The following is a 13,531-nucleotide window of genomic DNA, read 5'->3' as shown; positions in this document are numbered from 1 at the left end:
CGATTCAGTGGGAGAACGGCCCCGGCGGACCCCCAGCTCCGGGGCCGTTCCCTATGTCGTCAGAACGGCCAGTCGGCGTTCCGCCCGGCCTCCAGCAGCGGGATCATCCCGAACGCCGCGTCGGTCAGCCCGCCGAAGGTGTGCCGCTTCCCGAGCCCGCTCGGCGCGTGCCCGTGCTGGTAGCCCGCCAGGTTCCACGTGTAGAACGGCAGGTCGGCGGGCACCGCGGCGCCGACGTCCCCACGCGACTGCTCGTCGGTGATGATGACGAGCCGGTCGTGCCCACGCAGGTGGGCCTTGACCGCGCCGGGGGTGTCGGTGCCCCCGTTGAGGAAGTAGCCGCCGTCCTTCCACCGCTCGACGGCCCGCAGCAGCGACTCCCCCTTGCGCAGCGGGAACCGCTTGGTCGGCGCGCCGTGGTAGGCGCTGGAGAACGAGACCACGTCGGCCTTGTCGCACCGCGCCCCGAGCGCGATGCCGAACACCGCCGCCGCGTCCCACCGGCGCAGCGACCCGTCCCGGGAGAAGACGCCGGCCATCGAGCCGGACGTGTCGACCAGGATCAGCGTCCGCCCGGCGAGCCGGGGCACACTGTCCAGCGACGCGGCCAGCGCCAGGTCCAACGCGTGCCCCCACCGCAGCGACGGCGCGGCCCGGTAGGCCGACAGGAACCGCATCGGCAGCTGCCGCGACCGCGCGACCTGAGCCGGGTCGGACAGCCGGGCCGCCACCTGCGCGGCGACCTCGTCGGACACGCCCGCCTCGTCGAAGTTGCGCAGGTTCCGCAGCAGGGCCATGTACCCCATGCTCGGGATCATCGCCTCCCACGCACCCGCGTCGAGCGGGCCTTGCAGCCACCCGGCGACCGACTCCCACGTCATCCCCGCCGCCCGGAGTGCCTGCGGCTCCAGTGCTTGTCGCCGCTCGGCAATGGGCATCGCCATGAGCCGGGCCCGCGCGGTCAGCACGCTCAGCTCAGCCGGGATCGGGTTGTCCCGCTTGTGCCGCCGATCGATGGCGTGCCGGAACAGCTCCCCCTGCCACGGCGCGACCGGAGTCGGGTGGACAAGCTCGATGACGTCACCCATGCGGAACCCACGGGCGTCGCTGTCCCACTTGAGCAGCGCCCGCTCGTCGTAGAGCCGGTTGATGGCGTCGGCGATCCCCCGCTTGACGGGCTTCGGCACGTTGCGGCCGTGCACGCTGGTCCAGTAGGCGAGCAGTTCGCCGGGCTCGTCGGCCCGCTGGAGCACGCCCGCGATGACAGCCCGGTTGCCGTGCGCGGGCATCCCCTGCCGGGCACGGACATACTCCGCGGCACCCACGAGAGCGGCGGTGCGCAGGTTCGCCTCGGTCCGCAGCCAGCCGAGGAACCGCACGGTCCAGTCGGGGTCCTCCACGGCGGCCTTGGCGACCAGCTCGGCGTACCGGGTGTCGCGCTTGTCGGCGGACTCGTAGAAGGTGTTCTCGCCGACCATGTTGCTCACAGCCAGCAGAAACAACTCAGACTTGGCGTCACGCGCGTACCCGGCGCCACCTTCGTGGGTGGTCCCGGACGGGGTCTTGTCGGTGACGATCACCGACCGAACGGCGGCGCGCACGGAGGCGAGGTTGAACTTGCTCACTTCTGTTCCCCAGAAAGATGGGGAGTCGCGGACTTCTGCGGGGCCCGAGATCAAAGTCGGCCACGGTGACAAGCCGCTCTGCCGTTGAGCTACACCGACTCTCGTCGGTGGCGGGATTCGAACCCGCACCTGCCCATATTCGAGATGGAAGTAACCGTTGCCTGCGCACCGGGCACCGCCGAAGTCCGCGACTCCCGAGATCAAATCGCCCGCGGATCAATTTACAGTTGAAGTAACCGCAGGCCGCACACCGGGAGTGCGGTGGAACCGTAACAACCGACGCGCCGCCGAGGCAGCTGATTTATGTGGAGCCGGTGAGGGGACTTGAACCCCTAACCTTTCGCTTACAAGTGCGCTGGCCAGCGTACTACCGCACGTTCTATGCACGTCGGAGCGACCTGGCTTGTGGCTCCCATGCCCCCAGTGCCTCCTCACAACCGGGGTTTGCAGTCATCGCTGCAGTCACCCGGGCCGGATGGGCTACAAGCATGGGCAGCGCCAGCACGCGAGCAAGAGCAGCGCCGATCGGTGCAGTCCAGGAGGGTCTCGTCGCCGACGACGCTATCTTCGTCGCCGCGGAGCAGCTATCATCATGATCCCTCGTTGGCTGAGGGAGGTCGCAGAACTGGCCTCGGGAACAGTGGATCTTAATGGTCTTCTGGAACTTGGTCTCGCCTTCGCGCTCTGTTTCGTATCCCGTTATGTCGGCATTGCGGCAAGTCGCAGGATCCAAGCCGGTCGACGAGGTCACGATCAGCAAGAAGGAGGTGATCACCAATGACCAAACCAAACAAGGAGCGCGCTGCGCGCGTTGCGAAGTACCTTGCGAAGGCGGCGATGGTGATCGAGTTGCGGAAGATCCAAGATCTGCTGCCTCCCTGAGCCAACGAGAACACACTCGGACGATCGACCCTGGCCTAGGACCAACAGGCGCCCCGGATCGGCGTCGAGGACGTCACGAGGTCACCGCCTTAGCTTGGGCCACGAACGAGTCCCAGCTCTCCGACTTTCCGGCTGGCTGGTCAATTAGCCCTAACGTGACGATATTCTGCGCGATCTTTACGGAGTCCGACTCCTCATAGTCCCGAACCTTCGCCTGCAACCCCCTTCTCACAGCGGGACGCGTCTTGACCTTCAACACTTCCTTGCTATTTCGTATCTTTCCCGTGTCCCGACCAACATAGTCGGACGGTTCGCGCCACCCGGAGTTAACCGCTGCAACCGCTTTTGGAAACAAAAACCACCAGGATTCCATTTCCCACGCCGGAACGGCGGCGATGACCAAGCAGGGAAGGCCACTGTAGTTCTTCAAGATCTGATCCGAGATTGGAACATGCGCCGGCTCTATCGCATCCGCGTCCTCATGAAGAACAGCTATCACGACGTCGAGATGATTAGCGAGGGAGGCGACGAACTTTCGCAAGGTACGCGAGCGCGCCCGCTGCTTCGCCAGATCAATCCCCTTAACGAGAGTCAAAGGTTTCTTGAATGACCTTGTCTTACACACCCCCAGGTCGGGCCTAAGCGCCTCGAAAAGGATTCTCAACGAATTCGAGTCGTTGAGGTCCTCGCCGAAAAACGCGATCAACTTGTCATTCCTGCCCCTGCTCACTCCGGGACACCACCCAACGCGCCACTGAACCAGATCTCCCCTAGGCCCATCTCGCCCTGCAGGTCCGTCTCAATCTCGCGAATGAGTTGCGGATCAGTAGCAGGGATTAGCGACGACGCGTCGTCTTGACGTTCACAAATAATCAATTCATCAGCGTTGAGTCGATTTACCAGCGGTGGAGAATGCGTCGCAATTAGCAATTGCGTCCGCTTCGATGCTCGTCTCAGAAGTTCAACCAATCGGTCAAGCACATGGGGATGCAGGCCGTGGTCAATTTCCTCAATGCACGTGAGCTGAGGTGGCTCAGGATCGTACAGAAGTGCAAGCAGCGCAAGCGCCCTTATGGACCCGTACGACATGTCAGCTAGGTCAGTAGGCGCCCGGAGACCTTGCTCAGCAATCCGCACCACCGTCGCCGGGCCAGCACCTCCGATCTCGCTAAACTCGATTGCCTTCAAACCAGGTATAAAGAACCGCGCATCCTCGACCAGTTCGTCAAAAACAGGTGCGTGCCAATGTTGTAGGTAATAGAGGAAGGCCGCGAGGTTGGACGCGTCATCGTTGATATGCATGTCAGCGACCACGCTGCTCGGCTGCCGAGCGCGCTCAACGTTTACATCGAACACGCGGAAGCTAGCGAACAACTCGGCGATTTCGTTGACCTGCTCGCCTCCACTCCCCACTCCCAATTTCGGTAACGTGGACAAGCCGAGCGAGTCTGACCTCAGCGTATTTTGACGCAGCGACGGCTTTTCATTGTCGTCAAGAACAGAGATATCGCCACCTGAGATGGTAATTCTCCGGCCGCGACCGGGTGTTCTTTTGAACAAGAACTCCTCACGGCGTCGCAAGTAGAACGATCCGTCTTTCCTAGGCATCGGGTAGAACGACAGCGTGTACTGGTCGGACGCTTTCGGACTACTATGCTTAGTGACAGCGGTCTCAACAGTTATGAGCACCGCGCCAGATCTTCCTTGACCACGAAATCTCACACGGTTTATGCCCCCCCTCTTGCTAATGGCGGGGCCGATGTCCTGCCTGACGGAATCACCTAGAAAGCTGATCACATCGAGGAGGTTCGACTTACCCGCACCATTAGGCCCTACAAGCACATTCAGAGCCCCCAACTCTAGATCTACAGATCGAAGACTTCGAAAGTTACGCACGTGCAAGCGCAGCAAGTACGGGGGAGCATCAACTGCCATGACCAGGAGTGTAACCAGCGCGTCGCCTTTTGCCAGCCAAACACCCTGAAGCAGGAGGCAGCCACCCGGCGGCGGCTGTGACGGTGGTCCACCTCCAGAAGCGGTTGCGGTGGCAAACCCACCAGCTGATTAGCTCTGCAGATAGGCCACAGTGCCCGCGCGACGCTTTTGGGCGGGAGACTGTGGCTCGTCGTGCAATCGGCCGTAGTCGACACGGCACTTCGTAGATGTGGACCTCGGGGCGGCGCCCAGGACGGTCCGGGCTCGGTCAGATGTGCCATTGGTACCCGCAGTCCAGGCAGGTGGCGATTCCGGCGAGGACGTAGAAGCTCCAGTGGGTGCAGGCCATCGGATTCACCCCCTCCTAGGCCGCGTCGGCGGGCGGGTTAGAGAACTTGGGCGACCTGGTGGGCGAGCCATTGGGCGACGTTGCTGGAGACGGCGTTGCCGGCCTGCATGGTCTGTTCGCCGATGTTGCCGGTGACCAGGTAGCTGTCGGGGAAGCGCTGGGCGCGCAGCTGCTCGCGGGGGCGCAGCATCCGGTAGCGGCAGTCCTCGACGGCGACGGCGGGGTGCATGAGGGCGTGCTGCTCGCGGGTGGCGACTGTGGAGATCGGCTGGTCGAGGCGGTGGGGTTTGGCGCCGCGTCGGTACGGGATGACCAGGGCGTGGTGGTCGGAGGCGGTGACTGTGCCGAGCGGCTGCTTGTCGACCGGTTTGACCATGTGTTTGGGGTCGGCGTGGCCGCCGTAGTTCTTCACGTAGAACGCCCCGCCCGCGGGTGGGCAGAGGATGGCGTCGTTCTCCCGCGTGGTGCGGGCAGGCATCGGCACCCCGACGCTGGTCGGGTCTTCCCGCCAGGTGCCGCCGGACGGGACGAGGAATGGCGGGCTGGCGAGGCCGTCGCCGATCTTGGCGGTGCGGGTGGGCAGGGGCCCGGAGGCGGCCGGGTAGGCACGGCCGTGGTCGTTGTGGCCGGTGTGGTTGACGGTGACCATGGTGGGTTCGCCGAACAGGTCGAGCCCGGTCTGGATGCGGCGCAGTGTGTTCGGCCGCAACGCGGGTAGGCCGTGGTCGGCGCGCTCGCCGATGCGCACACCGAGGTCGGTCCAGTCGATCGCCGCCGCTGCGGGCAGCACGTAGGGCTCGACCAGGGCGTGGCGGCACGTGCTGTTGGGGCAGCGGTAGTCGTATTGCCGCCGGTACTTGCCGATCTTCCGCACGCGCTGCTTGCGCCACGCCTGCCGTGCCCGGACTTGCTTGTCGCACACGGTGCACCAGGCGAGCGGTCGGGGTTCGACGTCGGGCTTCTTGATTCCGTCGCGGGTGAAGACCATGTAGAGCCGGTCGCGCCATTGCGGGGCGTGCGGGTTGCCCTTCCCACCCACGTGCGCCGAGCTGACCGACACGAACTGGACGGTGTAGCCCAGCGTCTTCATTCCGGCGAGCCACCAGTCGAACAGTTCCCAGTCGGTGGCCACGTCGACGACGTTCTCCACCAGCACCACGCGGTAGCGGTGGACCTCGGTCGCGCGGATCACGTCGTGGAAGGTGGCGCGGGTGCGCTCGAACCCGGCGGAGGCGATCGGCCCCTGCTCCAGGAGGTCTAGTTGGCGGCTGGTGCGGCGGCGACCGCCGGCGGGGCTGATCTCGGTGCAGATCGGCGACGCCCACAACACATCCGTGCGCGGCAGTCGCCGCATCTCGTAGTTGGAGACGTCGGCGCACAGGTGCTCGGCGGCGGGGAAGTTCGCGGCGTGCGTGGCGATCGCCCGGTCCCAGTGGTTGGCGGCCAGCTTCAACTCGAACCCGGCCGCGGTGAGCCCGATCGAGCTGCCGCCGGCGCCGCAGAAAATGTCGGTGAAGGTCAGAGTCACGGCTGGGCTCCCCGCTCGATGGTGTCTTCGCGCTGCAGGCGCACGGGGATCCCGGCCCGGCGGGCGGCCTCGACGCAATGGGTGGCGCAGCGGCTGCACTCGTGGATGAACGCCAGACACACGTCGGCGCCCAGGTCGACCATGTGCTGGTTGCGCCGGAACCCGGCGGCCCGGCCGTGCGCGGCCCAGTCGGCGGGATGCCGCTCCACGACACCGCCCCACCGGGTCCAGCACTGCTCAGCCAGGAAGTCGGCGCCGCGCGGGCAGCCGCCGGTCACCAGCACCACGTCGGGCGCCCACACGGCGGCCAGGGCCGCGCGGATCGCGCCGGTGTGGGTCCAAGTGCGCGACCCAGTGATCAGGACCCGGCGGACGTCGGCGGTCACAGCTGCTCCTCGTTTGTGTCGAGGGCGGTGTCGCTGAGAAGGTCTTCCAGCGCGTGGTCGCGCAGTTCCTGCAGCGCGTACTCCACCCGGTCCAGTTCGCCGAGCAGGGCGGCGGCCTCGGCGGCGCGCAGGCGGCCGACGCGGGACATGTGGAAGGTGTCCTCGGTCGCGGCCAGCACGTGGGCGGCCAGGGCGACGGCGTCGCCGCGGGTGAGGCGCACGGGGTGCTGGCCTACTCGGGTGGCCTTGTAGTTGGTGTCGATCTCCACCAGGTGTCGGGTGCCGAACTGGTCGGCGTAGCCCTCGTCGATGTCCTCCACGCCGGTGCCGGTGCCGGTGGTGCGGGCGCGGACGCTGGCCTCGTGCCGGTCACACCCGCAGGGGCCGGACGGGGACACGTAGTCGTGCCCGGCTGCGGCGGCTGCCGTCGACTCGTCGGATTCGGCGCCGCCCCAGTGGCAGCGCCCCTCCACGCAATCACCGCAGGTCGGCGCGACCTGGACCGGCTGCGAGCCCTCGACGGCGGCCACGGTGACGGTGTTGGGCCAGCCGTCGAGGCTGTTCGGGTCGGCGGTCCAGCCCTCCATCGACGCGGTGAACGCCTTGAGCGGAAGCAGCACCGGCGGCGGGGTCGGCTTGTTGCAGGTGGTGCAGTAGTCGATGTCGTGGGCGACGCACTTCATGGGTTGTCCCTTCAAGGGGTCTGATCGGGGTGGGGTTCGAGACCGGGCTCGGGGAGGCCACACCGGGCGGGCGTGGCCTCCCCCGGGCTGTGTCAGTCGGGCAGGATCACCAGCAGGTGGTTGTCGTCGCCGCCGAAACGGACCGCGGCGTCGTGGTGGGCCTGGGTGAGGACCTTGCGGTTGGACTCGGGGGCGAGGATCACGCGCTGCCCGTCGGTGCGGGACATGTGGCGCAGCGTGTCGTCGACCTCGTCGCGGGGGATGTCGGCGAGCTGGGCGCGCAGGTCGACCATGCCGACCCACGCCTGGCGCTTGGGCGCGAGCTGGAAGTAGGCGGCGCGGATCCTGGCGTCGATCTCAGTGGTGGTGAGAGCCATCTCGGGAGTCCTTCCGGGAACTGCCTGGCGGTTTTGGCTTTGCGCGGCCTTTGGGCCGGTGGTCTGGTCCCCCCGCCCTTGGGGGGCCTGACCGCGGGCGCAGGCCACCACGTCGCCGGAGGCTCACCGGCAAGGGATCAGGCCAAAAGATCTTGGACGCGCGCTCTTTGCGGCCAAGATCTTTTGGACCCCTTGCCGGTGAGGTGGCGTCGTGGTAGCCGGACTTGTGTGCCCCCACCAAGGCGATGAGCTACGTTTGCCGCGTTGTAGAAGGAGAAGCGCCGGCCGCAGGCCGGCACCGTCCCCCTCCCGCAGAGGGAGGGCCATCCCTACCCGTTGGCGGACAACACTTGTCGGTGCGCTGTGCGACCATCGGAACCATGGAGCTGTCCGGCGCGGACTTCGACAACATCCCCCGTGGCAACCTGCGGGTGCCGCGCGTGGAGTTCGCGCGGGTCTGGCTCGCCGCTGAGCGCGAGTCCGAAGCGCATCCGCGCGATTGGCGCCTCGCTGGTGTGGTGATGACCTGCCGATGGATCGCCAACGCGACGGTGCGGCCGGCGACTGGCCGCTGGTATGTCCAGTCTTCGCCGGTGACTGAACGGTCCGCTTCGGCGCATGAGGAGCTGATCGTCGAGGAATGTTTGGCGGCGGAGCTGCTGGCAATGCGCCGCCCGGTGCCCGAGTGGGTGGCGAACCGGCCCGGGTGGATCGAGGCGGTGGTGGCGACGCTGAACTGGGTGTGGCGCCGTTCCGGCGTCCCACCGATCGACGTCCCGGCCGCGGGCTGAGCGGGCACACGGAAACTCGGCGGAGCTGATGACTCCGGCGAGCGCGGGTTCGAGGCGCGCCCGCCGGAGTTCGCGCGGCTCGTCGGCGGGTCGACCATCCCCGTCGGCCCGGTTGCCGCGAGCCTGCGACACCATAGCCTCAAGTCGAACATATGTGCGATTACGGGTTATGCTTCCGGCATGGGCGGCAGGGCTGAGACCAGCGACAATGTGATCACTCCGCACGGGGATGTGGTGTATCGAGGGGACGGCTTGGGCAACCGGGTGAGCGTGTTCCCGGCGACCTGCCGAAGCGGTGAGCATCAGGTCGGCCAGGAGGGCTATCGGGCCGTCGAGCACGGCGGCCTGGTCGTCGTGTCGTGCGTGCCGTGCGCGGCGGCGCACCCCGACCGGCCCGCGCGTCACGCCTGGGTTCTGCGGGTGTCCGGGGCGCCGACCCGCTCGGCCGAACTCGACGACCTCCCGTATCTGCGCATGGTCGCGAACGCGCCCTTTCTGCCCGACTGACCCGCGCGGCCCTAAGCGGTGGCGCGCGGGTCGATCGGACATCGGGTTCACCAGGTGCCGCCGCGTTCGAGCACGTCGTCGTTGCTCGCCTCGGCAGCCGCGTTGGCGGCGTCGTCGACGGCCCACCGGGCGAGTTGCTCGGCGCGGGCTTCGTCGGCGGCGCGCTGGGCGTCGGCCTCGTGGCGGGCGTGGATCTCGGCGAGTGCGCGCTGGGCGCGGGCGATCGTCTCGGCTGTCTCGTCGGCGCTGGGCACGCGCACGACGTCGGACTCGACGACGGGCGGTTCGGTCTCGGCGGCGACCCGGATGTCCTCGACTGCGATCTCGGCGGCGTCAACGTGCGGAATCGGCTCGACCTCGGTCAACTCGTTCGCGCGCTGCCGGTTGACGTCGACCAGGTCGACCTCGTCGACCACCGCACGGTCGACGTCCTCGGCCGCGGTCGCCTGCTGGTGGGCGGCGAGCCATTCGTCGGCGGTGACCGGCTCGTCGTCGTAGCCGTCGGCGGCGCGGCGGGCGGAGAGTTCGGCCTTGGCGCGGTCGTGTGCGGCGCGGGTCTCGGCGGTGTGGGCGAACCACGTTGCCCGCGCGTCGTCGGCGTCGGCGAGCAACGCGGCCCGGCCGTTGAGCATCGTGGCCAACGCGTCGGCGTCGGCGGCTTCGGTTTCGAGTCGCTGCCGTTCGGCTTCGTCGGTGGCGGCTTGTGCTTCGGCGCGGCGGAGTTCGGCGGTGTGGCGGTGTTGTTGGGCGGTTTGGCGGGTTCCGGCGAGTTCCTCGCCGACGTACTTGGGTGCCCAGGTGGTTTCGCGCTGGTAGGCGCGCACGCGCATGTGGAGTTGGCCGTCGCTCATCTCCAGTTCGTCGCGGTCGACCTCGGGCCGGTCGAGCGCCCGCCACGCCGCCCGCCACGACGCGTACGCCTCGACCTGGCCCGGTTTCGGGGCGGCACCGAGTGCCTCGACGTCATCGACGTGGCCCGACAACTCACGGTGCGCGGCGACGACGCCCGCCCTAACGACCCACTCGCGCCGCCCCGCCACATCTTCGGGGATCGGCCCGAACGCCTCGACCGCCCACTGTGGACACTGCTGGGCGGTGTGTTCGCCGAGTTCGTGGCGGCGCGCGTCGGCGCGGGCGGCGAGGGTGTCGAGGTAGCGCTGCCATTCGGGGTCGTCGACCCGCGGTGTCCAGTCGGTGTAGCTGTCGCCTTGCGGGTCCAACGGGACGGTGTCGGTGATGCGGTGGTGCAGCACGTTGGCGAGTTGGCGGGCCCCGGCCAGCGGGCGGGAGGTGACCGCGTCGTGCAGGACTTGGCGGGGGTCGTGTCCGGCGAGTTCGGCGCGGCGCAGCAGCCGGGACAGGGTGGGTCCGGCGTCTTCGGCGGCGAGGCGCTGCCGCTGGTTGACGGTGAGGTGCCCTGCGTCGGTGAGGTCGTCGAGCCAGCGGGTGGTGCGTCCGGCGGTGGCCAGGTCGACGGCGTCGGCCAGTAGTTCGGCCGGTGTGCGCACGGAGTCCATGGCCTCGGCGGACTCGACGGCGGTGGCGAGCGCGGACTTGGCGGGGTCGGCGGCTTCGAGGGTCATGGCGAGGACGGCGGCGGCGCTGCGGTGCATGACGTCGTTGGAGTCAGGCGCGTCGTCGGGGACGGTGCGGGTGGCGACGTGGGCGGTGTTGGTGTGTCGGCCGCGGGTGAGCATCACGTACTGGGCTTCGGCGCTGGTGGCCGGTGTGATCACGGGGTGGCTGGTGTCGACGGTCAGCCCTTGGTCGGCGTTGACCGTGGAGGCGTAGCCGAGGGCGAGGTGTTCGGCGACGTAGTCGGCGGGCAGGGTGATCCGCTCGCCTTGGTGGTCGACGACCATCGACCCGTCCGGGCGGGTCTCGACCACGGTGTACATCTCGCGGTTGAGTGGGGCGCGGCGGTTGCCGTCGTGGCCGATGAGGTGCCAGCCGTTGCGGCGGGCCTGGACGGTGTCGCCGACCCCGGCGAAGGTGCCCTGCAGTCCCAGCGGCACACCATGTTCAGCCACCTTGCCGAGTCGGACGAGTTCGGCGCGCAGCTCACCGGACAGACGCGCGGCCTGCTCGTTGGTGTCCACGATGAGCAGGGAGTGTTTCCCGGCGAGGGTGTCGGCGAGGAACGCGCGGGAGGCGGAGGCTTCGGCGTCGGCGACGGTTCCGGCGTCGATCAGCCGCCCGTGCCGGTGATACTCCGCGAGCACGGTCGCGTCCCCGGCCCGTAGCCGCAGCGACGCGTCCTTCTCCCAGTCGGCGGTGAAGCGTCGGGCGTCGGTGAGTTCGTAGCTGGTGCCGGCGTCGGCGATCAGCTCCATCGCTCCCGCGGCGCCGACGGCGGCGAGTTGGCGGTGGTCACCGGACAGCAGCGGTTTCGCCCCGGCCTGCTCGGCGTAGGCGAGGATCTCGGCGACGGCGGGGGTGTCGGCCATGGCGGACTCGTCGATCACGACCAGATCGCCCGCGCGGAGCCGCCAATCGGTGTCGTCGCCGAACGGGCGGCCTTGGGCGAGGCGGCGCTGGGTGCCGAGCCAGGAGGCGATGTTGCGGGCGTCGAGTCCTTCGCCGGCGAGGACTTCGGTGGCGATCTGGCTGGTTGCCAGCCCGATCACCCGCCGCCGCTGCCCGTCCCACAGGGCCTCGTCGGTCCAGGCTTTGGCGATGACACCGACCACGAACGACTTGCCGGTCCCGGCGGGGCCGACCAACGACTCCACGGCCGCACCGGAGGTGAGGACACCACGCACGGCGGCGGCCTGGTCCACCCCGAGTTCGACCCCGTGCGCGGCCAAATCGTCCACGAACGCGTCCACCGTCTCGCCGGTCAAGGCGGGCGCGCCGCGGCGGGTCGCCGACGCCACCAACGTGCGTTCGGTGTGGATGTGGTCGGGGGTGGCGTAGAGCTTGCGGCCCGGCGCGTCATACACCGAGCCGCCGTTGGCCAGCCGCAGGTCGGCGGGCAGGTCGACCTCGCCGGGGCGCTGGGCGTCCAGCGGCACCGCGAGGTCGAGCGCCTCGGCGGTGAGCCCGTCGAGCAGGGCGGTGACCTGTGCGCCGGACAGGTCACCCAACCGGTCGGGCAGGGCGTCGCTGATCGCGCGCGTGAGGTCCGGGGCGGTCCACGCGGCCTTCTTGGCCTGGACGTCGGCGAGCGCGGTCTCGATCACCTCCGCCGGTGACCACGCCTCGGCCCCGGGGGCGTCCATCGCGAGGGCGAGGACGCCGTCGGCGACGGCGGCCAGCCCGCCGGCGACCTCGGCGCGCAGTTCGCGGTCCCACCGGTCCAGCCGGGCCTCGACGGACTCGCCGTCGTGGGACTTCGCGCGGCGGGTGGCGAACGTGGCCTGCCGCTGCAGCCGGTCCAGCTCCAGCGAGTTCGGGACGCGCCCGAACTTGCCCTCGAACGCGGCGACCAACTCGGCGGTGCGTTTGGTGATCGCCCGTCTGCGCGAGCTGAACAGGTCCATCACCGCTTGGTCGACGCCGATGACCTCGCGGGCCTTGCCGTCCGGGCGGGTGGCGAAGCGGACACCGAGAGCCTTGGCGAGGTGTTCCTCGGTGGTGCGCTCCCCCACCGCCGACGCGGCGCCGCGGTGGGCGTAGAGGGCACGCCCGTCGAGGGTGCGCCACTGGCCGTCGGCTCCCTGGACACGGTTGAGGATCGCGTTGTGGATGTGCAGCTGCGGGTCGTGGTCGCGCGAGTCGTGCTGGAAGAACGACGCCACCGTCCAGTCGTGCGCGTCGGTGAACCTGCCCGCGGCACCGCCGTGGTGCCCGACCCGGGAGTACCCGGCCTTGTCGGACAGGTACTCCAGGGCCGCGTTGTTCCCGGCCCAGATCGCGTCCTCCACCGCTTGGCGGTGCGCCGACCACGACGACGCCGCGTCCAACGCGTCCGCCCGTTCAGTCTCGGTGGACGCGGTCGCGGCCAACCGTTCAGCGGCCACCTGCTGCGCCTCGAACGCCGCATGCAGGACAGTGACCGACTTCTGGACGCTGAACGTAGCGTCCAAAAACGCCACGTTCCGTCGCGCCCGTTTAGCCGACTCCAACCGAAGTTCCTCACGCCGTTCACCGTCGGCGTCCGGCTCGGCGTCCAACGCCGCCGCGTACAACTCCTCCGCCGACAGGTACGCCCGTCCAGCGTGTCCAAGAGTGGACGCACCGTCCCACTCGGCCGGGTTCTTGAACCCCGGGTCGCGCGGGTCGATGAACCGCTCATACAGCGCGGTCATGTCCTGCGTGTCCACCAGCCCGGTCAACCCGAGCGCCGCGGCACCCCGACCCGACCAGCGGCCCGGCGGCTCCCCGGCGGCGACCGCGCCGGTGTAGTAGTTCTCCCGACCCGTCGCCACCGCGTCGGTCAGATACGACGCGGAGTGTCCACTTGAGATGGTCAACATGGTGACCACCGCCCCGAAACGGCGTCAGCCGTTTCCGCAGGCCGCGCCAG

Annotated in this window: 10 protein-coding genes; 2 read left to right on the top strand and 8 right to left on the bottom strand. The window is 68.6% G+C overall.

Going from position 1 to position 13,531, the window contains the following annotated elements:
* Positions 1-59: 59 nt before the first annotated feature.
* From ACSHT8_RS25460 to ACSHT8_RS25430, 7 genes are all read right to left on the bottom strand, one after another.
* Positions 60-1,625, bottom strand: a complete 1,566-nt coding sequence (locus ACSHT8_RS25460) for a TROVE domain-containing protein (RefSeq protein WP_436493418.1) — start codon at positions 1,623-1,625, stop codon at positions 60-62.
* Positions 1,626-2,580: 955 nt separating this feature from the next.
* The gene (locus ACSHT8_RS25455; protein WP_436493417.1) at positions 2,581-3,237 is read right to left on the bottom strand and encodes a hypothetical protein; all 657 of its coding nucleotides are present in this window, start codon (positions 3,235-3,237) and stop codon (positions 2,581-2,583) included.
* Positions 3,234-4,442, bottom strand: a complete 1,209-nt coding sequence (locus tag ACSHT8_RS25450) for an AAA family ATPase (protein ID WP_436493416.1) — start codon at positions 4,440-4,442, stop codon at positions 3,234-3,236. Before ACSHT8_RS25450 ends, ACSHT8_RS25455 begins: the two co-directional genes overlap by 4 nt.
* Before the next feature lie 386 nt (positions 4,443-4,828).
* A complete protein-coding gene (locus ACSHT8_RS25445) occupies positions 4,829-6,319 on the bottom strand; it encodes a DNA cytosine methyltransferase (protein WP_436493415.1) in 1,491 nt (496 codons plus the stop codon).
* The gene (locus ACSHT8_RS25440) at positions 6,316-6,705 is read right to left on the bottom strand and encodes an SLOG family protein (protein WP_436493414.1); all 390 of its coding nucleotides are present in this window, start codon (positions 6,703-6,705) and stop codon (positions 6,316-6,318) included. Before ACSHT8_RS25440 ends, ACSHT8_RS25445 begins: the two co-directional genes overlap by 4 nt.
* Positions 6,702-7,388, bottom strand: coding sequence for a hypothetical protein (locus tag ACSHT8_RS25435; RefSeq protein ID WP_436493413.1), 687 nt, complete (start codon positions 7,386-7,388; stop codon positions 6,702-6,704). Before ACSHT8_RS25435 ends, ACSHT8_RS25440 begins: the two co-directional genes overlap by 4 nt.
* 92 nt (positions 7,389-7,480) lie before the next feature.
* The gene (locus ACSHT8_RS25430) at positions 7,481-7,765 is read right to left on the bottom strand and encodes a hypothetical protein (RefSeq protein WP_436493412.1); all 285 of its coding nucleotides are present in this window, start codon (positions 7,763-7,765) and stop codon (positions 7,481-7,483) included.
* Between the two features lie 380 nt (positions 7,766-8,145).
* Between ACSHT8_RS25430 and ACSHT8_RS25425 the strand changes: the two genes are divergently transcribed.
* Together ACSHT8_RS25425 and ACSHT8_RS25420 are read left to right on the top strand one after the other, a co-directional pair.
* Positions 8,146-8,556 carry a hypothetical protein gene (locus tag ACSHT8_RS25425; RefSeq protein WP_436493411.1) on the top strand — a complete coding sequence of 137 codons (411 nt, stop codon included), beginning with the start codon at positions 8,146-8,148 and terminating at the stop codon, positions 8,554-8,556.
* Positions 8,557-8,736: 180 nt separating this feature from the next.
* Positions 8,737-9,063 carry a hypothetical protein gene (locus ACSHT8_RS25420; protein ID WP_436493410.1) on the top strand — a complete coding sequence of 109 codons (327 nt, stop codon included), beginning with the start codon at positions 8,737-8,739 and terminating at the stop codon, positions 9,061-9,063.
* A gap of 47 nt (positions 9,064-9,110) precedes the next feature.
* Here ACSHT8_RS25420 and mobF read toward each other — a convergent pair whose 3' ends face one another.
* Positions 9,111-13,481 carry a MobF family relaxase gene (gene mobF, locus ACSHT8_RS25415; protein WP_436493409.1) on the bottom strand — a complete coding sequence of 1,457 codons (4,371 nt, stop codon included), beginning with the start codon at positions 13,479-13,481 and terminating at the stop codon, positions 9,111-9,113.
* Positions 13,482-13,531 lie beyond the last annotated feature (50 nt).

Source organism: Actinokineospora sp. HUAS TT18, assembly GCF_051364635.1.
Classification (GTDB): domain Bacteria; phylum Actinomycetota; class Actinomycetes; order Mycobacteriales; family Pseudonocardiaceae; genus Actinokineospora.
The sequence above is the reverse complement of the archived record's forward strand: the minus strand, read 5'-3'. Positions and strand labels throughout refer to the sequence as shown.